We start from the raw sequence: 23,678 nt of genomic DNA on the forward strand, positions 1-23,678 counted from the left end.
CCGCGGTGTTCGGCGCCCACCGCATCGGCGAGGGTGGCGTACCCGCCGGCGCGCAGTCGGGCGGCCAGGCCACGGTGCAGGTGCCGGGTCCACAGCAGGCCGCCGTAGATGAATCCGGTGTAACCCTGCAACAGCGACGCGCCCGCGAGGATCCGTTCGTAGGCCTGATCGGCAGTCTCGATACCACCGACCGAGATCAGGACCAGCCGGTCGCCGACGCGGGCGTAGAGGCGGCGCAGCACCTCGAGCGAACGAGCGGCCACCGGTGCACCGGACAGTCCACCCGCGCCGATCTCGTCGATCTCGGCGCGCGGGGTGTTCAGGCCGTCGCGGCGGATGGTCGTGTTGGTGGCCACGATGCCGGCCAGGCCCAGTTCCACCGCGAGGTCGGCGACCGCGTCGATATCGTCGTCGGACAGATCGGGGGCGATCTTGACCAGTACCGGTTTGCCGGCTCCGACACTGCTCTGCACCGCCTGCAGCAGCGGTTTCAGTGATTCCACCGCCTGCAGATCACGCAGTCCGGGCGTGTTGGGGGAGCTGACGTTGACGACGACGAAATCCGCGAGCGGCCCCAGTTTGGCGGCACTGTCGGCGTAGTCGGCGGCAGCCTGCTCGGCGGGAACGACCTTGGTTTTGCCGATATTGGCGCCGATCGGAACACCACCGACATCCCGTGCCGCCAGCTGCTGCCGGGCGGCACTCGCGCCGTGGTTGTTGAAGCCCATGCGGTTGACGAGCCCACGATCGGCGGGCACCCGGAACAGCCGCGGCGCCGGATTCCCGGGCTGCGCCTGCGCGGTCACGGTACCGATTTCGGCGAATCCGAAACCCATTGCACCCCAGGCGTTCACTCCGGCAGCATCCTTGTCGAAACCGGCGGCCAGCCCCAGCGGCGCAGGGAAGTTCACCCCGAACACGGTGGACGACAGGACCGGATCGTCGACCACGGTGAGCTTGCGCAGCAGCCACCGGGCCGGTGGGAAAGCGGTCGTGATCCGGATGGCGGTGAACACGAGATGATGGATGCGCTCGGGCGGCACCAGGAACATCAACCGCAGAACTAAGGAATACATCCCTCACATCCCCGTGTCGGTGACGGGGAAGCTGGTTTTGCGCCGCCGCAACAGTACTCGCCGGCTGCCGTCGGTGTAGGCCCGCACCCGCGACAGTTCCCACCCGCCGAATTCGGCTTGCAGTGACAGTCGCATCGACGCGGTGACCCGATTCACGTCCGGGGGTAGTCGTAGCGGCACGTACTCGTATTCTCCTTCTTCGGTGGTCTCCTCCCATCCCACGGGAAGCGACCCTCTACGCTGGGTGCGCATCACTGACCTCTCTTCCTCTGGTCCGCACCGATGCGCTGCAGACCGTCTCCGGTCGCCGAGCCGACGAACATGTCGCCGGTACGGCTGTCGATCGTCAGCGAATTGGGCTGGCGCACCGTCGGAAAGCGACCCACTTCTTCCGGTATGCCGGTCGACAGATCGAATCCGACCACCTCGTTGCTTCCGCTGAGGGTCAGCCATACGGTCTCGGATCGTTCATCGTAGGCCAGCGCGTACGGTGACGCGCCGACCGGGAAGAGCTGGCGCAGCATCAGCGGGTCGACGGTGTAGACCAGCAGCGCACCACCGGAGGTGTCGGTCGCCAGCAGGCGACCGAAATGATCGCTGATCACGTGGGTGGTGCCGCGCCCGGCGCGCAGCGACAGACCGGGCCGGTCGCGTTCGAGGTCGAGTTCGGTGAGTTTGGTCTGCCCCAGATCCAGGGCGGCGATCGCGTCACCGGCGACCGCCAGTTCGTCGACGGTTCCCAACCCCGTGACCGTGCGTTGCGGCTTTCCGGCCGGGTCCAGGAGCTGCACGCGGCCACCGTCGAGCCCGACCACCAGGGTGCCGTCGGAACGCCGGGCCACCGCCCGTGCCTGCCCGTCGACCGGGATATGTTCGAAGGTCGCCGAGGCGATGTCGAGGCGCAGTACTTCCCGGCCCGCCGGGATCAGCACCTTGCCCGGGCTGCCGGCGACGAGCCCGGTGGCCGGAGCGGGCAGGGTGAGCGTGCGCGGGGCGGACGAGCCGTCGGGGCCGACCAGGCGCAAGGTCAGCCCGGACGGATCCAGAGCCAGTACCCGCTCGGTGGCGGGTTCGACGAGCAGGGTGCCGATCGGGCCGAACTCGGTGACGGTTCCCGCGGGTCGCGCGGCGGAGGCGGGCCCGGTGGCCGCGACCCCGGGGGCGCCGGCGGCGGGCGTGGCGTCGGAATCGCTGCTCGACGACGAGCATCCCGCGAGTAGCGCTACGGCACTGGCTGCCGCGAGTACAGCAGACACTGCCGTCCGGTTCCCGCGCATGCTCCGAACTCCTTCGTGCCGTTTACTCATGCGTACCGCTTCATCTGACCATGATCGGACACTCGGGCCGGTCACCGGGGTGGTTCCGGCGTGGCACGCGCCTCACCCGTTACCGTTGACATTCGTCGCAGACCACACTCAGGGAGAAATCCGGTTGGAAACAGACCCCCCACCCGAGTTCGAGCTCGACGATGTGACCGTCGGGCCGTTCGCACACGGCTTCGGCACCACCGCGGACGGGCGCCCGTTCGCCTTCCGCACCGTGCGCTCCACCCTGACCATCGAGATCTACCGCCCCGATACCCCCGGTGACGTGCCCGGACCCGACGATGTCACCGCCGTCGCCGAGGCCGCGGTGACCGATATCGACCTCGACGACGCCCGCAGTGTGCGCGCCCTGGTCCGCGACCTCGTCCCCACCGCAACACCGGTTCCCGGCCCCCGGGGCGCCACCACCGTGCGTGCGCTGCTCGACCGGTTGGGCGCGGTCATCGAGGGCCGCTGAGCCCACGTGCCAGACTGTAGGAACCATCGTTCACTTACGACACATTCGAGGATGTCATGGCATTGCGACGCACGGTGTGCTGTGCAGGGGGAATCACGATGCTCGCGCTGGTGATCGCCGCCTGCGACAGCGGTCCCGACGAAGATTCGGTGGCCGCGGCCCGCTCCTCGGCCTATGCCGCGCTCACATCGTCCTCGCAGGCAGCGGCGACGAGCAACGCGAACCGGCCACCGCTCCCGACCGCCGCGCAACTCGACGAGCAGATCAAACGGGCACTGGATCCCTCGCTGCCCGACAGCGAACGCACCGACCTCATCGAGGACGGCGCGGCATTCTCCGACGCGATCCCCGACATGTACAAGGCGCTACACGACAATCCACATGCGGTGTACGGCGTGGTCGACCCCGTGTTCGACAACCACGACGGCACCCTGACCGCCACCATGCGCCTGGACAAGGACGGCACCGGCGAGAACGTGCGCACCACCATCGTGCACTTCATCGATATCGACGGTAAGTGGAAGATCTCGCGCACCGACCTGTGCGGAATTCTGCGTTCGGCCGACTACCGCACCTCCGCCTGCGGCTGAGCAGCGGCATGCTCGAAAGCTTCCTGCTGCGCTGGGGCCGATTCGTCCACCGCTACCGGTACCCGGTGTTCGCGGTATTCGTGCTGCTCGTCGCCGTATCCGGTTTCTGCGGGCGCGATCTGGGCACCCAACTCACCCAGGGCGGCTGGTTCGACGAGCACAGCGAATCGGTGGTCGCCTCGAAGATCGCCGACGAAACCTTCGGGCGCGACACCGACGCCGACGTGGTCGTCGTCTACACCGCCCCCGCCGGACGCACCCTCGACGATCCGCAGCTCAATCACGAGGTCCGCACCGCACTCGAGGACCTGTCCACCCGCTACCCGGACCGCATCAAGAAGATCGACAGCTATTTCGACGGTTCGATGATGGGCAGCTTCGCCGACGAATCCCGCACACACGCATTCGCCAGCATCGGCCTGCAAGGCTCCGACACCGCCACCGTCGACAACTATCTCGCCATCCAGGACGACCTGGGCGCGAGTGGACCCGGACGCGGACCGGGCGGCACCACCGTGCAGTTGGCCGGGCTGCAACCGGTGGTCGAAGGCATCAATATCGGGATGCAGGACGACATCCACCGCGCCGAGTTGATCGCGCTACCGGTGGTGGCGATCCTGCTGTACTTCGTGTTCGGCGGCGTGGTGGGGGCACTGCTACCGGTCCTCATCGGCGGGATGACGATCCTCGGCAGCCAGGGCATCATGCGCCTGCTGACCGAGCACATCGAGGTCAATGTCTTCGCCAGCGCCGTGGTGACCCTGGTCAGTCTCGGGCTCGCCATCGACTACGGACTGTTCGCGGTGACCCGCTTCCGCGAAGAACTCGCCGCCGGGCACAGCGTGGAGGAAGCCACCGCCCGCACCGTCGCCACCGCCGGACGCACCGTACTGTTCTCCGCCGCGATCATCGCCGTCAGCCTCGCGGCACTGTTCATCTACCCCAACGGAGTGCTGCGGTCGGTGCCCTACGGCGGGATCAGCTCGGTACTGCTGGCGGCACTGCTGTCGGTGACGGCATTGCCCGCCGCGCTGAGCATCGTGGGCCGGCGCATCGACCTGTGGGGCTGGCACCGCTTCGCCGGTATCCGCAACGCCGAGCAGATCGACCGCGGATTCTTCTCCAAGCTCGCCGTGTTCGCGATGCGGCATCCGGCGCGAGTGATCATCCCCATCGTCGCCGGTCTGCTGTTCCTGCTGATCCCGTTCCGCAACATCGAATTCGGCGGACTGTCCGAAAAATATCTGGCCGCCGACAACCCGGCCCGCATCGCACAGGAACAGTTCGACGCCCTGTTTCCTGAATTCCGTACCGAACCACTCAAACTCGTCGTCATCGGCGCGGCCAGCGGGCAGCTGTCCGACATCCGTTTCCAAGCCAATGTGACCCCGGGATTGACCGGACCGTTCGAGGCGTCCGCGCCCACCACCGACGGCATCAACGTGCTCTCCACCGGACTGGTGCACGAATCCGACGCCGATACCGCAATCGCCGCGCTGCGGTCCATCCCCGAACCACCGGGCGTGCAGGTGATGGTCGCCGGGGTGCCGGCCCTGGAACGAGATGCCATCCACGGTCTGATCGACGGCCTGCCACTGCTGGCGGCGATTCTGGCATTCGCGGCGCTGGCACTGATGTACATCGCGTTCCGCTCGATCGTGCTGGCGTTGAAGGCGGTGGTGATGAGTGCGCTCAGTCTCGGCGCCGCACTGGGCATCCTGACCTGGATCTTCGTGGAGGGCCACGGTGCGAGCCTGCTGGGATTCACGCCGGGACCGCTGATGTTCGCGGTACTGGTATTGATCGTCACGGTGCTGTTCGGGCTGTCCACCGACTACGAAGTCTTCCTGCAGTCCCGCATGACCGAGGCCCGCGCGAACGGTGCGCCACCGGCCGAGGCGATCCGCTACGGCATCGCCCACACCGGCGGGGTGATCACCTCGGCGGCGGCGATCCTGATCGTGGTCACCGGCGCCTTCGGATTCTCCGATCTGGTGCTGATGAAGTACATCGCCTACGGCATGATCGCCGCGCTGGTCCTCGATGCCACCGTCATCCGGATGCTGCTCACCCCCGCAGTGCTGAAACTGGTGTGGAAATGACCCGTCCCCGCCCGGCGCTGCCGGGGCCCGGTGTCAGCGCCGCACGGGCAGGATCAGCTGGGCACCGGTGACCGGGTGGTCGACGACCTCCACCGGATGCCGGTACACCGCCGACAGCAGTTCGGTGGTGAGGATCTCGCGGGGGGCGCCGACCGCGGCCAGCCGTCCCGCCTCGAGCACCGCGACCCGGTCGGCGTAGGCGGCGGCCAACCCGAGGTCGTGCAGGACCACCACGACCGCCGCACCGGCACGCGCACGGTCGGCGGCCAAGGTCAGCACCTGTTCCTGGTGGCCGAGATCCAGTGCGGCCGTGGGTTCGTCGAGCAGCAGAGTTTCGGTGTCCTGGGCCAGTACGCGCGCCAGCGCGGCGCGAGCACGTTCACCTCCCGACAGCGCCGGGAACGGGCGCCCGGCCAGATATTCGATATCGGTGGCGGCCAGCGCGGCCGCGATCGCCCGTTCGTCGTCGTCCTGGCGCGGCGTGCGCGCCCACGGGGACCGGCCCATCGCGACCACCTCACGCACCGTGAACGGGAATCCGACGGTGTGGTTCTGGGGCAGCACCGCGCGCCGGCGCGCCATATCGGTGGGTGTCCAGTGCGTGAGTGCGCGTCCGTCGAGTTCCACTGCGCCACCGGTGGGTTCGAGCTCACCCGACAGCGCCGCCAGCAGGGTGGACTTGCCAGCACCGTTGGGCCCGACCAGCGCCAGGATCTCACCGGCGACCACGTCGATGTCGACCGCGTCCAGCACGGTCCGGCCGCCGCGTTGCGCGCTGACGCCCCGTGCGCGCAACGTGACCGCTCCGGGCTCGGTGCCGGCCGGAACACCGTGTGCGGGCCGCAGTCTGCGCACCCATGCACGCAGCGGCGCGACCACCCGCGTGGGCGGAGTCGCTGCCGGGGCGGGCCCTTCGGAGGGGGCCTGCTGCAGCGGTGGTGTGGGGCGGTTCATGCCCAGCCTCCCGATCGTGCGCGGGTGCGGCGCAGCAGCCAGAAGAAGAACGGGCCGCCGACCAGGGACGTGAGCATGCCCAGCGGCAGGTCGGCGTTGTGGACGAGGGTGCGGGCGCCGATATCGGCGCCGAGCAGTACCACTGCGCCGAGGATCGCCGACAGCGGGATCAGCACCCGGTGCGCGGGCCCGACCAGCATGCGCACCACATGCGGCACGATCAACCCGACGAACAGCACGATGCCGTTGAACGCCACACCCGCGGTGGTGAGGATCGCGACGATCACGATGACGTTGCGGCGCAGCCGTTCCACATCGACGCCGAGGTGGCGGGCCGCGGCCTCGCCGAGTGCCAGCAGATCCAGGCGCGGCGCGAGGAGCACCGCGGCCGCCACGCCGATCGCGGTCAACGGCGCGACCACGCCCACCGCCTGCCAGGTGGCACCGTTGAGGCTGCCCATCTGCCAGAACACGATCTGATCGCGTGCCGCCGGCGACGCGGTGAACAGCAGGAACGACATGACACCGCCGGCGACGGCATTGACCGCGACACCGGTCAGCACCAGCGTCACGGTTTCGGTGCGTCCCCCCGAACGCGAGAGCAGGTACACCGCGAGCGTGGTGATCAGCCCGGCAACGAAGGCCCCGGCCGCGACCGACCACGCGGCCGCGAACGCACCTCCGACGACGATCACCACACCGGCGCCGACCGCCGCACCCGCCGAGACACCGATGACGCCGGGTTCGGCCAGCGGATTGGCGAACACACCCTGCAGCAGCGCGCCGGCGGTCGCGAGGGCGGCGCCGACCAGGATCGCCAGCATCACCCGCGGGAACCGCACCTCCCACAGGGTGACCTCACCGGCAGGATGATGGGGTAGCGGTCCCCAGTCCAGGCCGATGCGGTGCAGCACACTGCCGGCGACTTCCAGTGGTGTGGTGGGCACCTGCCCGAGCGCCGCCGACAGCAATGCCAGCACGACCAGCAGCGCCAGCGATACGGCGAACACGATCGTCACCTTGGACCAGCGCGGAACCCGCGGGCCCGGCTCGCCCGTCGTCGCCGTGTCGGCGGCAACGGACTGCGTACCCGTCGCACGGTCCGCACCGCCGCGCGACGACCCGACGTGCGCAGGCTGCTGCCCGGATTCGGTGCCAGAATCCGGGTGCGCGGTCTGCGCGCTCGGGCCGGATGCCCCATTCGCCGCCGGATCGTGTCCGCTCATGCGGGCTGGGTGCCGTAGACGGCCTGGACGAGCGCGGCCAGGACGTGGCCGGTCTGCGGGCCGAAACTGAACAGCACGGCGTCGGACATGTCGATGATGCGATGGTCGCGTCCGGCAGGTGTCTGCGCGATACCGGGCACCTGCTCGAGCCCGTCGACCCCGCCGACCGACTTCAGGCCGTCCGACATCAGCAACAGCACATCGGGTGCGGCCGCGATCATGGCCTCACTGGTGATGGTGGTGAACGGTTCGGTCAGCCCGGACGCGGTTCCGGCATCGACGCCGCCCAATGCCTCGATCAGCGAGTCGGCACCGGAACCCGGGCCCGCGAGCATGGTGATCGCGGTACTGCGGAGGTACAGGAACGCGATCTTCAACGGCGCATGCGCAGGTACGGACGCGGTGGCGGCATCGATTTCGGTGCGCGTGCGGTCGGCGAGTTTCACGCCTTGCTCGTGCACGCCCAGGGCATCGGCGACGGCCTGGATCTGGGGGCCGACGGCGTCGATGGTGCGCTGCGGGTCGAAGTAGACGACCGTGATCCCCAGCGCCCGCAGCTGGTCGCGCATGGTGGGCGTGGCGCTGGTGGTGTCGGTCAGGAACACGGTGGGCCGTTGCGCCGCGACCGCCTCGATGTTGATGCTGCCGCTGCCGCCGGCGACATTGGGGACGTCGCGGGCGGCGGGGAACGCCGCCGAGGTCGACCGGCCGACCAGGTTCGGTCCCAGGCCCAGCGCCCACACGGTCTGCGCGAGGGTGCCGTAACGGTCCACGGCCACGATGCGGTCGGCGGAGGTGACCGTGACATCGGCGCCGTCGAACGAGTGCACGGTGACCGGCAGCACGGGTGTCGGTGCGGGACCGACCGGTACCGGGTCCAGATCCGCGAGGGTCGCGGTGGCCGGGCCGGCGCCGGACCCGGTACCGGCATTGCCACCGCAGGCGGTGCCGGTCGCGACGAGCGCGATCGCGCCGAGCAGCGCGATCAGCCAGCGGCCACGCATCCGGCGGTTCGCCGGCCGTGCCGTGGCGGTGGGGGGCGCCGCCGATGTGGCGCGGGCCGGTCGGACGACACGATCGGGACACCTCATGTAGGCAAGCCTAAGTCCTTGCGTGAGCGCGCTGCCACCGGCGGGCCCGTATCGACCGTGCACGCTGCGTTCAGATCCCGCTGACGTCGTCGAGCGCGGCAGCGATCGCACGCGGCAGTTCCAGGGTTTCCGCGGCGAGCACCCCGGTGAGCTGGCCGATGTCGCGGGCACCGACGATCATCGACGACACCCCGGGACGGTCGCGGATCCAGGCCGCGGCGACCGCGAGCGGGGAGGTGCCCAACCCGTCGGCAGCGGTGACCACCGCGTCGACCACGCGCGTGGCGTGCTCGTCGAGGCGTTCGCGGATCTCGGCGGCGGTGGCCTCGTCGGCGCCGCGGGAGTCGGCCGGCACGCCGTCGCGATACTTGCCGGTGAGGATCCCACCGGCCAGCGGTGACACCGCGACCATGCCGATGCCGTGGTGAGCGGCGGCGGGAACCAGATCTCGCTCGTTACCGCGGGCCAGCAGTGAATACGGGGCGTGGGCGGCGACGAGCGGCACCTCGGAAGCCAGCGTCGCCAGCTGCCACCCGTTCAGGCCGCGGGCGCCCGCGTAGCGCACCTTGCCCGAGCGCACCGCGTACTCGACGGCAGCGGCGACCTCGTCGACCGGGGTGTAGGGATCCCAGGCCGCCACGCTCCAGATGTCGAGGTGATCGGTGTTCAGGTCGGTGAGGGAGCGGTCGAGCTGACGCAGCAGGGTGCGCCGGGAGGTATCCACGCTCCAGTGGATCCCGGTGGGAGGTTCACCGTCGGGATCGACGACCCCGGCCACCGACACGAGCCCGGCGCAACCGCTGATCACCAGGTCGTCGCGGGGGATCAGTTCACCGATCAGTTCGCCGAGAATGCGCTGCGCACCACCCCCCTGATAGGCCGGTGAGGTGTCGACCAGGGTGCCTCCGGTCTCGATGAAGGCGACCAGCTGGGCCGCCGCATCCTCGGAATCGGTTTCCCGGCCCCAGGTGTGGGTGGCCAGACCCATTCGCGATACGCGCAGGCCGCTGCGCCCGACCGCTCGCTGTTCCATCACCGGACCCCCGCAGCTCTCGTCACAGTGTCAGAGCCTAGAGCCCCACCGGACGCGACAGAGGTATACCGCACCCGAACCGCCGCGAGATGCGAGCCGCACCACAGTGTGAGCCGGCCCGTGCACGACTGCGGAGCCCGACCGCGGGCCGATTCCGCGCACAGCGAAACCCGCTGTACAACACCCACTCTCGACCGCTCTCCAGCACTGCGGGAAGCGGTGATCCGGCGACCGGCCGGGCCGTGGCGGCCCGATCGCCTACTGTGGACGCCATGACGGTGATCCTGCTGCGGCACGGGGTGTCGACCTCCAACACCGCGCGCACGCTGGCCGGGCGCAGCCCGGGCGTCGACCTCACCGAGCGCGGTGGCGAGCAGGCGCTGGCGGTCGCAGAACGCCTGGCGCCGTTGCCGATCGAGTACATCACCCATTCGCCGTTGCTGCGGTGCGCGCGCACGGTCGCACCGCTGGCCGGCAAGCTCGGCCTCGATGCCGAACCCGACGAGCGCCTGCTCGAGGTCGACTACGGCGACTGGACCGGTCGGCTGCTGTCGGAGCTGGTGAACGAACCGCTGTGGAAGGTGGTGCAACAGCACGCCTCCGGTGCGGTGTTTCCCGGTGGTGAGGGTCTGGCCCAGGTGCAGTACCGGGCGGTGGCCGCGGTCCGCGCCATAGACACCGAGCTGGCCCGCCGCCACGACCGCGATGTGCTGTGGGTGGCGTGCAGCCACGGTGATGTGATCAAGTCCCTGCTGGCCGACGCGTTCGGTATCCATCTCGACGGCTTTCAGCGCATCGTCGTCGAGCCTGCCTCGCTCAGTATCGTCCGCTACACGCCTACGGGGCCGTCGGTGTGGCGGGTCAACGACACCGGATCGGACCTGTCGGCGCTGGCAGCGCCGCGGCAACCGTCCGAGCAGCGGGCCGGTCCCGTCCCCGGCGGTGAGGTGGGCGCCGCCGCGGAGGCGGATAATGGGAATATTGCGGATCCCCCCGATACGGGGAACGAGCGCAACAAGTGATGCAGTCGGTTTCAGGAGGTGCAGATGGCCCGAGCAATCCATGTGTTTCGCACCCCCGACCGTTTCGTCGCCGGAACCGTCGGTGAACCAGGGGATCGCGCCTTCTATCTGCAGGCCGTCGAAGAACCCCGGGTGGTGAGTGTGCTGCTGGAGAAGCAGCAGGTGAAGGTGCTCGCCGACCGGATGGGGCTGTTACTCGACGAAGTGGCGCGGCGGTTCGGCGCGAGTGTGCCACCGGAGGCGGACGACGTCTCCGACATCGACCCGCTGCAGATGCCGATCGACACCGAGTTCCGGGTCGGCACAATGGGTTTGGGCTGGGACGCCGACGCCAACGCGGTGGTGGTGGAATTGCTGGCCATCACCGAAACCGAGGTCGACGAGTCGGTGGTTCTCGACGACACCGAGGAGGGCCCCGACGCGGTGCGGGTGTTCCTCACTCCCGAACAGGCCCGCGAATTCGCGCTGCGCTCGACGAAGGTGATCGCCGCCGGGCGCCCACCGTGCCCGCTGTGCGGGGAACCGCTCTCACCGAGCGGTCACATGTGCGTGCGCACCAACGGCTACAAACGCGGCGACATCTTCGGCGCCACAGATCTGGAGGAATGAGCACCGGTGACCATACGCGCGGCGGCCGCGAACGAGGGCGCGGCCCGCGACGGCCTGCACACCGGCGATCTGACGATCATCGGACGGGTCACCACTGCCAGCAATCTGACCCTGGTGTGCGAGGTCGAATCCGACGCGGAGCAGCCACTACGCGTGGTGTACAAGCCGGTGCGCGGGGAGCGGCCGCTGTGGGATTTCCCGGACGGCACCCTGGCCGGACGTGAGGTGGCCTCCTACCTGGTGTCCGCGGCGCTGGGCTGGTCGGTGATTCCGGAAACGATCCTGCGGGAGGGCCCGCTGGGGCCCGGCATGGTGCAGCGCTGGATCGATACCGTCGATCCGGGCGAGGCGCAGCCGCCGCGACCGGATCTGGTGGATCTGGTGCCCGCGGGCGAGGTGCCCAGCGATTTCCGTGAAGTGCTGCAGGCGGTCGACGGCACCGGCGCACGGGTCTCGCTGATCCACGCCGACGATGCGCGATTGCGCCGGATGGCAGTGCTGGACGTGCTGATCAACAATGCCGACCGCAAGGGCGGCCACGCCCTCGAAGGTGTCGACGGCGGCGTGTACGGGGTCGATCACGGGATCTGCCTGCACACCGAACCGAAATTGCGCACCGTGCTGTGGGGGTGGGCCGGTGAACCGGTCGACACCGAACTGATCGCCGATATCACCTCCTTCACCGAACGATTGCGGGGTCCGGTGGGCACCGCACTGGCCGAACACATCACCGACGCCGAGATCGAGGCACTCGACGAGCGCGCCCGGGAGTTGCTCGAGGATCCGTTGTTGCCGCATCCGATGAGCTCGCGGCCGATCCCGTGGCCGGCCTTCTGAATCGATCACGTTTCGTACCGGAATTCGATGCCGCGAGCGCTCAACGGTTGACATCGGCGCCGTCGCTGTCCGTGTCGAGGTCGAATACGGTGCCCGCCACATGGCCGGGAGGTCGCTGACCGGGGTCGGCGCCCACGAGGACGGTGCGCACCCTTACCCTCGAATCATGCAGTCCTGGTCCGAAATCTCCCTTCCCACCGTCGCCGGATCCGGACCGCCGTTGCGGTTGTTCGATACCGCCGACCGGCAGGTGCGCCCGGTGACGCCCGGCGCGACGGCCACCATGTACGTCTGCGGGATCACCCCCTACGACGCCACCCATCTGGGCCACGCGGCCACCTATCTGGCCTTCGACCTGGTCAACCGGTTGCTGCGCGACAGCGGGCACGACGTGCACTACGTGCAGAACATCACCGATGTCGACGATCCGCTGTTCGAGCGGGCCGAACGCGATGGTGTGGACTGGCGGGAGCTGGGCACCGGCGAGATCGAGTTGTTCCGTGAGGATATGGCGGCGCTGCGGGTGCTGCCGCCGCGGGACTACATCGGCGCGATCGAATCGGTCGGCGAGGTAGTGGAACTGGTGGACAAGCTCCTCGCCTCCGGTGCCGCCTATGTCGTCGACGACGACGAGTTCCGCGACATCTACTTCCGCCACGACGCGACCGAGCAGTTCGGCTACGAATCGGGCTACGACCGGGCCACGATGGAGCGGTTGTTCGCCGAACGTGGCGGGGACCCCGAACGGCCCGGCAAGCGGGATCCGATCGATGCGCTGCTGTGGCGTGCGGCGCGCCCGGGGGAGCCGACGTGGCAGGCGCCGTTCGGTGAGGGCCGCCCGGGCTGGCATATCGAGTGTGCCGCGATCGCGTTGAACCGGCTGGGCCCGGAGTTCGACATCCAGGGCGGCGGCAGCGATCTGATCTACCCGCATCACGAGTATTCGGCCGCGCACGCCGAGGCGGTGGTCTCGCATCGCCGTTTCGCCCGCCACTACGTCCATGCCGGGCTGATCGGCCTGGACGGCGAGAAGATGTCCAAGTCTCGCGGCAATCTGGTGTTCGTGTCGAAGCTGCGGCGTGCGGGCGTGGACCCGGGCGCAATCCGGCTGGGGCTGTTCGCCGGGCACTATCGCAGCGACCGGCAGTGGTCGGATCCGGTGCTGGACGAGGCGCTGACCCGGCTGGCGCGATGGCGGCAGGCCGCGGCACTGGCATCGGGGCCCGCGGCCGAGGACACCGTGGCACGGTTGCGGCAGCACCTGGCCGACGACCTGGACACTCCGAAGGCCCTCGCCGCAGTCGACAGCTGGGTGCAGCAGGCCCTCACCTACGGTGGTCCGGACCGTTCGGCTCCTGGACTGATCGGGCGCGCGGTGGACGCACTGCTGGGTATCGCACTCTGATCGCGCGCCAGACCTCGAACGCCACGTCGGGCTCGTGAGCAAACGGGGCCGGGACCCGCGTACACCGTGCGGGTCCCGGCCCCGTTGCTGGTCCGGCTCGCGACGAACGCGGTCCGGACAGGCCGTCAGCTACGCCGGTCGGCGACCGCCCAGGCGGCGACGGCGACGACACCGGAGACCGCCGCTACCGACGGCCACGCCCCGATCTTCTTGGCCAGCGGATGGGAAGCACCCATCGCAGCGACCGACAGCCCGGCCAGCGCCGCGGCACCGGGCACACCCGCCGCTGCCCGCCACCGCGGTACCGACGCGGCGGTGGCGGCGGCGAAGATCGCGCCACCGAGTGGCCGCTGTCCGGTGGCTTGTGCCAGCGCGAATCCGCCGAACAGTCCACCGGCGACCAGCGCCGACGTCGGAACCGAAGAAATTCCGGCCATGATCAGAAACCTCCCACACATATCAACCCGAATCGGGATGCGCCCGGACCGATATCTCGTCCCGGCCGCATCGCCCATTGTTCACCGCGCCGGTAGCCGGCCCCATCCGGCTCCGAGAAGCACGGCCTGACGCTGCCCCACGTTCCGGATGCGGCAGGACTGTCGGGGCGCCGAGTCGCACAGCGAGACCCGTTACTCGCGATGCGCAGCTACATCCGGTGCCGCGATGCGCGGCGGCACAGGGTGCCGGGATGCATCGACTGCCGCGCATCGAACCGAAAGGTTCGTCCTCACTCCCGACCCTGCCGCCCGGCGAGTAACACGAATCACACTTCTTTGACCGCCCGAGACGATTGGTGATTAATTGTCCCGGAGTCAACAGAGAGGTTGTCGAGTGTCGCCATCATCGGGTTCGGATCGGATTCGCGCCGTTCGCAGCAAGCTCGCCGCCGGTAACGCACTGGTGCAGGCGGTACGCCAGGATCCACGCATCGCACGAGACCTGATCGCCGGCCTCACCGGACGCGGTGCACAGGCAGGCACCGCCGAACCGCAGCCCGTCTCCGCGCACGGCGACAGCTACACCACACCCGCCGGCCTGAGCGAATACCCCAAAACCGCCCACGCCCACCACACCCTCGCCGCCGACCCCGCCACCGTCGCCGCCTACCTGAGCGATCTGAGCAATCTGCCGCAGTGGTTCACCTCCCACACCGGGTGGCGCGGCGAAGCCCCCGGCATGGCACGGGCAGGCCTGACCTTCACCCAGCAGGCCCTGGTGATGGGAATCCCCGCCGAATTGCACTGGACCGTGGTGCACGCCGACGACACCGGCTTCGCATTGCGCGGCGAAGGCCCGCAGGGAGTACGGCTGGGGTACTGGCTCTCGGTCACCGGATCCGGCGACAGTTCGACGGTGTACTTCGACACCGGACTCGGCGGCCCACCCGTACAGGGCCCGCTGGGCGCCTCGGTGTCACGCAGCCTCGGCGAGGCGATGGAACAGTCGCTGCACCGCCTGCCCGACGTGCTCGCCGCCGCCGGCCCGGTGAAACGCCGCCCGGCAGCACCGATCCTGCACACCGCCACCGGCACCGAGATCGATCCGCGCACCCCGGTACTGGTCGGCGCCGGGCAGGTCACCCAGCGCACCCCCGACCCCGGCTACGGTGATCCGGCCGCCCTCGCGGTGACGGCATTGCGCCGCGCCGCCGCCGACACCGGGGCAGGGGAGCAGCTGCTGGGCCGCGCCGACGCCGTGTTCGCGGTGGCCTCCGCGTCCTGGCAGTACCGCGACATGGGTGCCCTGGTCGCCGACCGTCTCGGCGTGAGCGGCGCCGACACCGCGCAGACGAGCCCGTTCGGCGGAGACGGCGGACAGCTGGTGGTCAACGAGGCCGCGGCCGCGGTAGCCGCCGGCGATTACGACATGGTGCTGGTCACCGGCGCGGAAGCGGGCAACACCCAGGCCGCGGCCCAGCGCGCCGGCGTCGAACCGGCCTGGCCGCAGCAGGCCCCCGATGTCGCCCCCACGCGCTCGATCGGCATCGACAAACCGGCCAACAATCAGGCCGAAACCAGTGCTGGGCTGCTCGCCCCGATCAACATGTACGCGCTGCTGGAGTCGGCGAACCGGCACCGGCTGGGTCGCGGGCCCGCCGACCACGCCGCCGCGGTCGCGGCGCTGTGGTCCCGGTTCTCGGCGGTGGCCGCGGGCAACGAATACGCCTGGCAGCCCGAGGAACTTCCCGCCGACACGATCGCCACCGCCACCGCCGACAACCGGATGGTGTCGGCGCCCTACACCAAACTCGAATGCGCCAATCTGACCGTCGACATGGCCAGCGGCCTGATCGTGTGCAGCGCCGCCGCCGCGCAGGACGCCGGAATCGCGCAGGACAAGTGGATCTTCATCCATGCCGGCGCCTCCGGACACGACGAGTGGTTCACCAGTGAACGCGCCGAATTGGCCGCCTCCCCGGCGATCGCGACCCTCGGCCGGGCGGTACTCGACCACACCGGTATCGGTGCCGAGGCACTGACCCACGTCGACCTCTACGCATGCTTCCCGGTGGCGGTGCAGATCGCGGCCCGCGAACTCGGCCTGGCCGCCGACGACCCCGCCCGCCCCCTGACCCTCACCGGCGGGCTGACCTTCGGCGGCGGCCCCGGCAACAATTACGGCGGCCACGCGGTCGCGACGATGGTGCAGCGGCTGCGCGCGGAGCCCGGCACCTACGGCCTGGCCAGCTCGCTGGGCTGGTACGTCACCAAACACGCTCTCGGCGTGTATTCCTCCCTGCCACCGGCACGCCCCTACCAGCATCTGCGCCCGATCATCGACAACCCACCGGCGCGCCCCGCACGGTCACACCACGACGGCCCCGCCGTGGTGGAGGCCTACACCGTCTCCTACACCCGCGACGGACAACCCGACGCCGCGATCGTGAGCCTGATCGAACCCGCAGGCGCACGAATCCTGCTGCGCAGCACCGACACCGACCTGATCACGGAACTCCTGGACGACGATCTGCTGGGTCTGCCGGTCACCGTGTCCGGCGACAGCTTCCGCATCGACGCACGCGAACGGGCTCCGCTGCCCGCCCCGCCCGCACCACCGGTCCTGGTGGAGCGCCGCGGCGCGGTCACCGTCATCACTCTGAACCGGCCGCAGGTGCGCAACGCGATGAACATGGCCGCCGCGCTGGCGCTGGAACGGGCGCTGGACGCCTACGAGGCCGATCCCACCGCGCAGGTCGCGATCATCACCGGTGCCGGCGGATACTTCTGCGCCGGAATGGACCTCAAGGCCGCCGCACGCGGCGAAACTCCGATCACCGAGAAACGAGGCCCGCTCGGTATCACCGCGACACCACCGACCAAACCGTTGATCGCCGCGGTCGAGGGTCCGGCCCTGGCCGGCGGCTGCGAATTGGCGCTGTCGGCGGATCTGGTGGTCGCCGCCGGGGATTCGACCTTCGGCATACCGGAGGTCAAACGTGGCCTGGTCGCGGTCGGCGGCGGGGTGCTGCGCCTGGCGCAGCGCCTGCCACGTGCGGTGGCGATGGAACTGGCGCTGACCGGTGACCCGATCAGTGCCGACCGCGCCGCCGCCCTCGGTCTGGTCAACGAGGTCACCGAGACCGGTAATGCGCTCGACGCCGCCCTGGAGCTGGCCCAGCGGATCTCCTGCAACGCACCGTTGAGCCTGGCCGCGAGCAAACGCATCATCGACGAGTCCCCGGACTGGCCGACCGATATCGCGTTCACCCGCCAGCTCGAGGTCGCCGGTACCGCCCTGGCCTCCGAGGACGCCGGGGAAGGAGTGCTCGCGTTCACCCAGAAACGCGCACCGATCTGGAAGGGACGCTGACACCGACACCGTCCGGGGACGCAGCGTTGAGCTGTCCCGCCCGCCGCGACCAAGTCGGCGGGCGGCCGGCGCCGGGGAAGCGCGGCGGTAGCAGCGCCAGGCGTAGCTCGGCCCACGCGGCGGTCTCACAGGGCCACCGGTCGCACGTGGACCGTCGTCCCGCGCGAACGGGCCCACGCTGTCCGGGCTCAGCGGCGGCGGGCGCGGATCACCGCTGCGGCGTGCGGTGACGTCATCGGCTCGATGGTCGATCCAGGAGCCGGTCGAGCCGGTTGCCCAGCTCCGCATACTCCTGCGACCAACCGCTGCTGATCGCGATCTCGCACAGTGCGCCGGTGGGAGCGAACAGCAGCTTCAGCTCACCGAGGCGGGAGGTGTCCCCGCTCGTGGCCCGCTCGAGGTGGTCGATCAGGTCGGCGACCAGTTCGTCGTCGTCGCGGTAGCGTGACTGCCAGGTCACATCCTGCGGCGCGGAGCGCACGATCGCCAGCACCTGCGCGAGAACCTCACGCACCCGAGACATATCCACCGGCGCGGGCTCCCCACCCGCCTGTTCACTCATCGCGGGCTCCTCGAGCACCGGCCCCGCCGGGCGCGGCGAGCTGCGGCAACTCCGTGCGATACAGCCACTCGTCCCACAGCTCACGCAGCGAATCCGCACTGTAGTGACCGGCCAGATCGGTGAAATCCTCGGTGCGGACACTGCCGTGCCGGTGCCGGGAGGTCCAGTCCCGCAACAGGGCGAAGAACGCGTCCTCACCCAGACGCAACCGCAGCGCGTGCAAGGTCAGCGCGCCGCGTTTGTACACCCGATCGTCGAACATCGAGGCCGGCCCCGGATCACCGACGACGATATCGCGCGGCGCCGCAGCCAGATTCGTGTACGCGGCGCGCGCCTGCTCGTCGGTGCCGGGCCCACCCGATGCCTGCGACCAGATCCATTCGGCGTAACAGGCGAATCCTTCGTGCAACCAGATGTCGCGCCACTGCCGCACGGTCACACTGTTGCCGAACCACTGATGCGCCAACTCGTGCGCGACGAGCCGTTCCGCGCCGCGCTGCCCGTCGCAGTGATTGGCACCGAAAATCGACATCCCCTGTGCCTCGATGGGGATTTCGAGCTCGTCATCGGTGACCACCACCGTGTATCCCGCAAACGGATACGGCCCGAAACACCGCTGGAACTGTGCCATCATTTCCGGCTGCCGCGCGAAATCGTGGTCGAAGCGGGACCGTAGCCGCGCCGGCAGCACCGCCGTCATCGGCACCTTCGCCCGTCCGGCCTCGATGCGGTGCGCACGGTAGGGCCCGATCTGGATCGTCGCCAGATAGCTCGCCATCGGCTCGGACTGCTCGTAGACCCACGTGCTGTGACTGGCTTTGGTGCTGCGATCGACCAGCACCCCGTTCGCCAGCGCGTGATAGGGCGAATCGGTGGTGATCGAGATCCGGTAGCTCGCTTTGGAGCTGGGATGATCGTCGCACGGAAACCAGGACGCCGCCCCGTTGGGTTGACTCGCGACCAGCACGCCGTCGGTGAGTTCTTCCCACCCCACCTCACCCCACGGGCCGCGCACCGGTTTCGGCGCCCCGCCGTAGTGCACCACGATCGACAGCGCCGCCCCCACCGGAACCTGCCGCGCCGGAGCCACCGTCAACTTCCCCCGCGCATGCGTGTATTTGGCCGGTTTCGCACCGTTGACGAACACCTTCGCCACCGACAGCGACGACGACAGGTCCAGGGCGAACCGCGGCTGCACCGCGGTCGCCACCGCGGTCACCGTCGCCCGTCCCGTCAACCGGTTGGAGGCAACCTTGTACACCAGTTCCAGCTCGTAGCGTGACACCCGATAGCCGCGGTTGCCGTTCTGCGGCAGATACTCGTCGATCGGCGTGACACCGCCACCTCTACCCAGCTTCACCGCGGCTCACCTTCACTTCCCGCGCCGCGAATCCGGCCACGGCGCAATCGGATTCCCCTGCCACCGGGTCGAGGAGGGCACATTGTCACCGCGCATCACCAGCGACGCCGGACCGACCGTCGCGCCCGCACCGATGCGTGCCGCCGGTAATGCCACACAGTGCGGGCCCAGCGTCGCACCGGCCTCGACCGTCACCGTGTCCATGGACATGATCCGATCATGGAACAGGTGGGTCTGCACGACACACCCCCGTTCCACGGTCGCGCCATCACCCAGGCGCACCAGATCCGCCTCGGGCAGCCAGTACGATTCGCACCACACTCCGCGTCCGATCCGGGCTCCCAGGCCGCGCAGCCAGATGTTCATCACGACGGTTCCGGTGGCCGCGCGAGCGAACCACGGCGCGGCGACCGTTTCCACGAAGGCGTCACACACTTCGTTGCGCCACACGAACGAACTCCACAGCGGATGTTCCACCGCCCGGATCCGGCCCACGATCAGCCATTTCGCCGCCACCGCGATAGCACCCGCCGCCGCGCCCGCCACCAGCAACACCACGCCCGCACACAGCGCCGCCAGCCAATACCCGGCATCGGAGGCCAGCCACGCCAGCGTGAACAGCACCGCCAGCCCGATCCCGAAACTCACCATCACCGGAATCAACCGGCACGTCTCCACCAGAGCACGCGCGGCCTTCAACCGCAGCGGCGGATCGAAGGTGCGGGCGGTGTCGGAGTCGGATGCGGTGCGCCGCAACCGCACCGGCGGGCTGCCCAGCCACGACGAGCCCGCTTTCGCCTTCTCCGGAGCCGCCGACAACACCGCCACCAAACCGTTCTTGGGCACCCGCCGTCCGGGTGCGGTCATCCCCGAATTACCCAGAAATGCGCGTTTGCCCACCTTCGCGGCACCGATCCGCATCCAACCGCCGCCGAGCTCGTAGCCGGCGATCATGGTGTCGTCGGCCAGGAAGGCACCGTCGGCGACCTTCGTGAATTTCGGCAACAGCAGCACCGTCGAAATCTCTGCTCCCTTACCGATATCGGCACCCAGCAGCCGCAACCAGATCGGCGTCAGCAGGCTCGCATACAGCGGGAAGAGGAATGTTCGCGCGGAATCGGTGAGCCGCTCGGTGGTCCACGCCTGCCATCCCACTCGGCTGCGCACCGGGTGATAGCCCTCGCGCAAACCGATCGACAGGATCCGGATCGCGACCACGGTCACCGCCGCGAACACCACCAGCACGATCAGCGCCGCCACCGGCAGCATCACCATCGCATGTGTGAGCGCACCCGGCAGGGTGGTCTCCGCGCGAATCCACCATGCCAGCAGCAGCCCGCCCGCGGCGAGCGACACCACCGGCAGCGCCGCCAGCAACATCGATGTGAGGGCGAACATCAGCACCCAGCGCAACGCTCGCGGTGGTGTGGTTTCGGGCCAGCGATATTCGGCCGGGCCGATCTTCACCGCCGGAGACCCGGCCCAGCACTGCCCCGCCTTCACCTTCCCGAACACCGCCGACCCCGGTTCCACGACCGCGTTCTTCCCGATCACCGCTCCGGCCACCACTGTCGACCGCGATCCCACGACCGCGCCGGCACCGATCCGGATCTCACCGATATGCACCACGTCACCGTCGATCCAGTAGCCGGCCAGATCCACCTCCGGCTCGACACTGCACCCGTCACCCAACTCCAGCATTCCGGTGACCGGTGGCAGCGTGTGCAGGTCCACCCCGCGACCGATACGCGCACCCAGCGCCCGCGCGAACGGCACCATCCACGGTGCGCCCGACAGATTCTCCGCGCCCGCCGCCTCGGCCAGCCGCACCGCGGTCCACAACCGCAGATGCACCGACCCACCCCGCGGATACGTGCCCGGTTCGACCCCGTGCAACAGCAGCCGCGCACCGGCCACGCAGATCGCCATCCGTCCCGGCGGGGAGATGAACAGTACGAACCCGGCCAGCGCCCACCACCACGACAGGCCCGGCATCCAGGGCAGCGCACCGAACCGGGAGGCGATATTGGTGACCACACCCAGCCACGTCAGCCACTGCAGCCCGGTCAACGTCGTCAACGGCACCGACGCCAGCACCTGAAACAGCTGCGCCCGACGTGGTGTCGGCGCCACCTCACGCACCGTGGCCGCCTCGGCCGGGGCGGCCGCGTCGACGAAATCGGCCAGCGCGCCCAGGCGCGGGTGGTCGTACAGGTCGGCGACGGTGATCTGCGGCAGCCGCCCACGCAGCGCCGCCACCAGTTGCGCCGCCGACAGGGAACCACCACCGAGATCGAAGAAGTCGGCATCGGGATCGTTCACCTCGGCGCCCAGTACCGAATGCCACAGTCCCGCCAGCCAATACGACGTACCGTCCAGGTCGGCGCCGGGTTCGGCGTCCGCCCCGGGCAGCGGCCACGGCAACGCGGCACGATCGACCTTCCCGGACGTACGGGTGGGCAACTCGTCGAGCACCGCCAGCCGCGGCACCAGCGCGGCCGGTAACTGCCGCCCCAGCAGCTTCCGTGCGGCGGCGATATCGAAATCGTCGGCGGCGCACGACAGATAGCCCACCAGGATCGGGGTGCCGGTGGCGGTGGTGCGCACGGCCGCCGCACCTGCTGTCACGCCGGGCAGATGTTGCAGCGCCGAATCCAGTTCGCCCAATTCGATCCGGCGGCCGCCCACCTTCACCTGATCGTCGGCGCGGCCCAGGAAGATCAGCCCCGCCGGATCGTTGCGCACCAGATCACCGGAACGGTAGGCGCGATCCCAGCCCAGCGACGGCATCGGCGCATACTTCTCCGCGTCCTTGGCGGGGTCCAGATAACGCGCCAGACCGACTCCACCGATCACCAGTTCACCGGATTCGCCGTCGGCGACCACCGCGCCCGAAGAATCGACGACCGCCAGATCCCAACCGTCCAACGGTAACCCGATCCGCACCGGTGCCGTGCCGGTCAGCTGCGCCGCACAGGCGACCACTGTCGCCTCGGTGGGGCCGTAGGTGTTCCACACCTCCCGCTCACCGGTCCCGGCGAGACGCTCGGCCAGCTCCGGCGGCACCGCCTCACCGCCGAAGATCAGCAACCGCACCGCGTCGAGCGCCTCCGGCGGCCACATCGCCGCGAGCGTCGGCACCGTCGACACGACACTGATACCGCGCCGGACCAGCCACGGCCCCAGATCCATTCCGCTACGCACCAACGCCCGCGGTGCCGGCACCAGACATGCGCCGTGCCGCCACGCCAGCCACATCTCCTCACACGATGCGTCGAACGCCACCGACAAACCCGCCAGCACCCGATCACCCGGGCCGATCGGCGCGCCGGTCAGGAACAACCGCGCCTCCGCGTCGACGAACGCCGCCGCGTTGCGATGCGTCACCGCAACACCTTTCGGCGTACCGGTGGAGCCCGAGGTGAAAATGATCCAGGCGTCGTCTGCCGGGGACAGCACTGCTGCTGTCTCCGGCGTCACCGGCTCCGCGGAGTCCGCACGCTGCGAGACGACACCGTCGCCGGTCACGATCGCCGCCACAGCGGCCTCACCGAACACCAATTGCGCACGCTCGTCCGGATCGTCGGCATCCACCGGCACATACGCCGCCCCCGCATGCAGGACCGCCAGAATCGTCACATACAGCTGCGCAGTACCCGACGGGATCCGGACCCCGACCCGGTCCCCGTGCCGCACCCCGGCCGCCCGCAACACGGCCACCGCGTCGTCGACGTCGTCGAGCAGCTCCCGGTAGGTCAGCACCGCGGTGCCGTCGTCGAGGGCCGGGGCCTCCGGATACCGGTGCACGGTCTCGGCCAGCACATCGACCAGAGTCCGCGGCGGTGCCGCCGCCGAGCCCCGCAACAACGACGCCTGCACCGTCTCCGCGGACCCCGCGCGCCGTGCAGGATCCGAGCGGGCCGGCTCTCCGTCGCTTCGGGCCTCCGCGTCACCGTGCGGGGGAGGAGTGGGAGAGGGGTGCGAGGAACCCACCCCCGACCGCGAACCGACAACCACGTTGTGCCTACCTCTCCCGTACCACCGATCGGACGCCTGGTTGTCTCACATCCGGGTTACCACCACGCGAACATCAGCTGTCGGATTCACCCACACCCGAAATCCGCCCCCGACCCGCACCATTGTCCCAGCGCACCCGCACCGCATCCGAGCCAGGGCTGCCACCGGCGTTCGCCCGCGAGATGCCGGCCGCTCAGCTCGC

At 69.5% G+C, this 23,678-nt stretch carries 19 protein-coding genes; 8 read left to right on the forward strand and 11 right to left on the reverse strand.

Features of this window, described 5'->3' with window-relative positions; all coding sequences use genetic code 11:
* The 3 genes from NV2_RS09605 to NV2_RS09615 form a co-directional block, all read right to left on the reverse strand.
* The coding region (locus NV2_RS09605) for a quinone-dependent dihydroorotate dehydrogenase (RefSeq protein WP_067871228.1) at positions 1-1,076 on the reverse strand (1,076 nt) is incomplete at its 3' end.
* Between the two features lie 3 nt (positions 1,077-1,079).
* Positions 1,080-1,328: a DUF5703 family protein gene (locus tag NV2_RS09610; protein ID WP_067871229.1), complete on the reverse strand. Its 249-nt coding sequence runs from the start codon at positions 1,326-1,328 to the stop codon at positions 1,080-1,082.
* The gene (locus tag NV2_RS09615) at positions 1,328-2,353 is read right to left on the reverse strand and encodes a YncE family protein (protein ID WP_067871230.1); all 1,026 of its coding nucleotides are present in this window, start codon (positions 2,351-2,353) and stop codon (positions 1,328-1,330) included. The genes NV2_RS09610 and NV2_RS09615 overlap by 1 nt, the downstream gene beginning before the upstream one ends.
* A gap of 154 nt (positions 2,354-2,507) precedes the next feature.
* On the opposite strand from NV2_RS09615, the gene NV2_RS09620 reads away from it, so the two are divergent.
* The 3 genes from NV2_RS09620 to NV2_RS09630 are packed head-to-tail and all read left to right on the forward strand — an operon-like array spanning position 2,508 to position 5,550.
* Positions 2,508-2,858 carry a hypothetical protein gene (locus tag NV2_RS09620; protein ID WP_067871400.1) on the forward strand — a complete coding sequence of 117 codons (351 nt, stop codon included), beginning with the start codon at positions 2,508-2,510 and terminating at the stop codon, positions 2,856-2,858.
* A gap of 56 nt (positions 2,859-2,914) precedes the next feature.
* Positions 2,915-3,448, forward strand: a complete 534-nt coding sequence (locus tag NV2_RS09625; RefSeq protein ID WP_067871231.1) for a WKL family lipoprotein — start codon at positions 2,915-2,917, stop codon at positions 3,446-3,448.
* Positions 3,449-3,456: 8 nt separating this feature from the next.
* A complete protein-coding gene (locus NV2_RS09630) occupies positions 3,457-5,550 on the forward strand; it encodes an MMPL family transporter (protein ID WP_067871401.1) in 2,094 nt (697 codons plus the stop codon).
* Positions 5,551-5,583: 33 nt separating this feature from the next.
* On the opposite strand, the gene NV2_RS09635 is transcribed toward NV2_RS09630, so the two are convergent.
* The 4 genes from NV2_RS09635 to NV2_RS09650 all read right to left on the reverse strand — a co-directional run bounded on the left by NV2_RS09635 (position 5,584) and on the right by NV2_RS09650 (position 9,854).
* Entirely contained in the window at positions 5,584-6,504 is a 921-nt protein-coding gene (locus NV2_RS09635; protein WP_084474260.1) for a heme ABC transporter ATP-binding protein, read from the reverse strand.
* The gene (locus NV2_RS09640; RefSeq protein WP_245662530.1) at positions 6,501-7,730 is read right to left on the reverse strand and encodes a FecCD family ABC transporter permease; all 1,230 of its coding nucleotides are present in this window, start codon (positions 7,728-7,730) and stop codon (positions 6,501-6,503) included. Before NV2_RS09640 ends, NV2_RS09635 begins: the two co-directional genes overlap by 4 nt.
* Positions 7,727-8,734 carry a heme/hemin ABC transporter substrate-binding protein gene (locus NV2_RS09645; protein ID WP_067871232.1) on the reverse strand — a complete coding sequence of 336 codons (1,008 nt, stop codon included), beginning with the start codon at positions 8,732-8,734 and terminating at the stop codon, positions 7,727-7,729. Before NV2_RS09645 ends, NV2_RS09640 begins: the two co-directional genes overlap by 4 nt.
* 157 nt (positions 8,735-8,891) lie before the next feature.
* Positions 8,892-9,854, reverse strand: a complete 963-nt coding sequence (locus NV2_RS09650; RefSeq protein WP_067871233.1) for an aldo/keto reductase — start codon at positions 9,852-9,854, stop codon at positions 8,892-8,894.
* Positions 9,855-10,126: 272 nt separating this feature from the next.
* Between NV2_RS09650 and NV2_RS09655 the strand changes: the two genes are divergently transcribed.
* The 4 genes from NV2_RS09655 to mshC all read left to right on the forward strand — a co-directional run bounded on the left by NV2_RS09655 (position 10,127) and on the right by mshC (position 13,727).
* On the forward strand, positions 10,127-10,876 hold the full coding sequence (locus NV2_RS09655; RefSeq protein ID WP_067871234.1) for a histidine phosphatase family protein: 750 nt from the start codon (positions 10,127-10,129) through the stop codon (positions 10,874-10,876).
* Between the two features lie 24 nt (positions 10,877-10,900).
* Positions 10,901-11,485: a DUF3090 domain-containing protein gene (locus NV2_RS09660; protein WP_067871235.1), complete on the forward strand. Its 585-nt coding sequence runs from the start codon at positions 10,901-10,903 to the stop codon at positions 11,483-11,485.
* A gap of 6 nt (positions 11,486-11,491) precedes the next feature.
* Positions 11,492-12,322 (forward strand): SCO1664 family protein, encoded by an 831-nt coding sequence (locus NV2_RS09665; RefSeq protein ID WP_067871236.1) that lies wholly within the window; start codon positions 11,492-11,494, stop codon positions 12,320-12,322.
* Positions 12,323-12,488: 166 nt separating this feature from the next.
* Positions 12,489-13,727: a cysteine--1-D-myo-inosityl 2-amino-2-deoxy-alpha-D-glucopyranoside ligase gene (gene mshC, locus NV2_RS09670; protein ID WP_067871237.1), complete on the forward strand. Its 1,239-nt coding sequence runs from the start codon at positions 12,489-12,491 to the stop codon at positions 13,725-13,727.
* A gap of 125 nt (positions 13,728-13,852) precedes the next feature.
* Here the strand turns inward: mshC and NV2_RS09675 are convergent, their stop codons facing one another.
* Positions 13,853-14,164: a hypothetical protein gene (locus NV2_RS09675; protein WP_210749343.1), complete on the reverse strand. Its 312-nt coding sequence runs from the start codon at positions 14,162-14,164 to the stop codon at positions 13,853-13,855.
* Positions 14,165-14,558: 394 nt separating this feature from the next.
* Between NV2_RS09675 and NV2_RS09680 the strand changes: the two genes are divergently transcribed.
* Positions 14,559-17,537, forward strand: coding sequence for a type II toxin-antitoxin system Rv0910 family toxin (locus NV2_RS09680; RefSeq protein WP_067871238.1), 2,979 nt, complete (start codon positions 14,559-14,561; stop codon positions 17,535-17,537).
* Positions 17,538-17,769: 232 nt separating this feature from the next.
* Here NV2_RS09680 and NV2_RS09685 read toward each other — a convergent pair whose 3' ends face one another.
* Genes NV2_RS09685 through NV2_RS09695 form a run of 3 tightly spaced genes read right to left on the reverse strand, consistent with a single transcriptional unit; the run spans position 17,770 to position 23,452 of the window.
* Positions 17,770-18,099 (reverse strand): hypothetical protein, encoded by a 330-nt coding sequence (locus NV2_RS09685; RefSeq protein WP_157102828.1) that lies wholly within the window; start codon positions 18,097-18,099, stop codon positions 17,770-17,772.
* Positions 18,092-19,459 carry a M1 family metallopeptidase gene (locus tag NV2_RS09690; protein WP_067871240.1) on the reverse strand — a complete coding sequence of 456 codons (1,368 nt, stop codon included), beginning with the start codon at positions 19,457-19,459 and terminating at the stop codon, positions 18,092-18,094. Before NV2_RS09690 ends, NV2_RS09685 begins: the two co-directional genes overlap by 8 nt.
* Before the next feature lie 12 nt (positions 19,460-19,471).
* Positions 19,472-23,452, reverse strand: coding sequence for a Pls/PosA family non-ribosomal peptide synthetase (locus tag NV2_RS09695; protein WP_168436131.1), 3,981 nt, complete (start codon positions 23,450-23,452; stop codon positions 19,472-19,474).
* Between the last annotated feature and the right edge of the window lie 226 nt (positions 23,453-23,678).

Source organism: Nocardia vermiculata NBRC 100427 (assembly GCF_001613265.1).
Classification (GTDB): Bacteria; Actinomycetota; Actinomycetes; order Mycobacteriales; family Mycobacteriaceae; genus Nocardia; species Nocardia vermiculata.

Bases quoted from the DNA above. Each gene is read 5' to 3' on its own strand.
- NV2_RS09635 (WP_084474260.1), bottom strand. From the start codon at position 6,504: ATGAACCGCCCCACACCACCGCTGCAGCAGGCCCCCTCCGAAGGGCCC.
- NV2_RS09675 (WP_210749343.1), bottom strand. From the start codon at position 14,164: ATGGCCGGAATTTCTTCGGTTCCGACGTCGGCGCTGGTCGCCGGTGGA.
- NV2_RS09610 (WP_067871229.1), bottom strand. From the start codon at position 1,328: ATGCGCACCCAGCGTAGAGGGTCGCTTCCCGTGGGATGGGAGGAGACC.
- NV2_RS09645 (WP_067871232.1), bottom strand. From the start codon at position 8,734: ATGCGTGGCCGCTGGCTGATCGCGCTGCTCGGCGCGATCGCGCTCGTC.
- NV2_RS09625 (WP_067871231.1), top strand. From the start codon at position 2,915: ATGGCATTGCGACGCACGGTGTGCTGTGCAGGGGGAATCACGATGCTC.
- mshC (WP_067871237.1), top strand. From the start codon at position 12,489: ATGCAGTCCTGGTCCGAAATCTCCCTTCCCACCGTCGCCGGATCCGGA.
- NV2_RS09630 (WP_067871401.1), top strand. From the start codon at position 3,457: ATGCTCGAAAGCTTCCTGCTGCGCTGGGGCCGATTCGTCCACCGCTAC.
- NV2_RS09615 (WP_067871230.1), bottom strand. From the start codon at position 2,353: ATGCGCGGGAACCGGACGGCAGTGTCTGCTGTACTCGCGGCAGCCAGT.
- NV2_RS09650 (WP_067871233.1), bottom strand. From the start codon at position 9,854: ATGGAACAGCGAGCGGTCGGGCGCAGCGGCCTGCGCGTATCGCGAATG.
- NV2_RS09655 (WP_067871234.1), top strand. From the start codon at position 10,127: ATGACGGTGATCCTGCTGCGGCACGGGGTGTCGACCTCCAACACCGCG.
- NV2_RS09685 (WP_157102828.1), bottom strand. From the start codon at position 18,099: ATGAGTGAACAGGCGGGTGGGGAGCCCGCGCCGGTGGATATGTCTCGG.
- NV2_RS09640 (WP_245662530.1), bottom strand. From the start codon at position 7,730: ATGAGCGGACACGATCCGGCGGCGAATGGGGCATCCGGCCCGAGCGCG.
- NV2_RS09660 (WP_067871235.1), top strand. From the start codon at position 10,901: ATGGCCCGAGCAATCCATGTGTTTCGCACCCCCGACCGTTTCGTCGCC.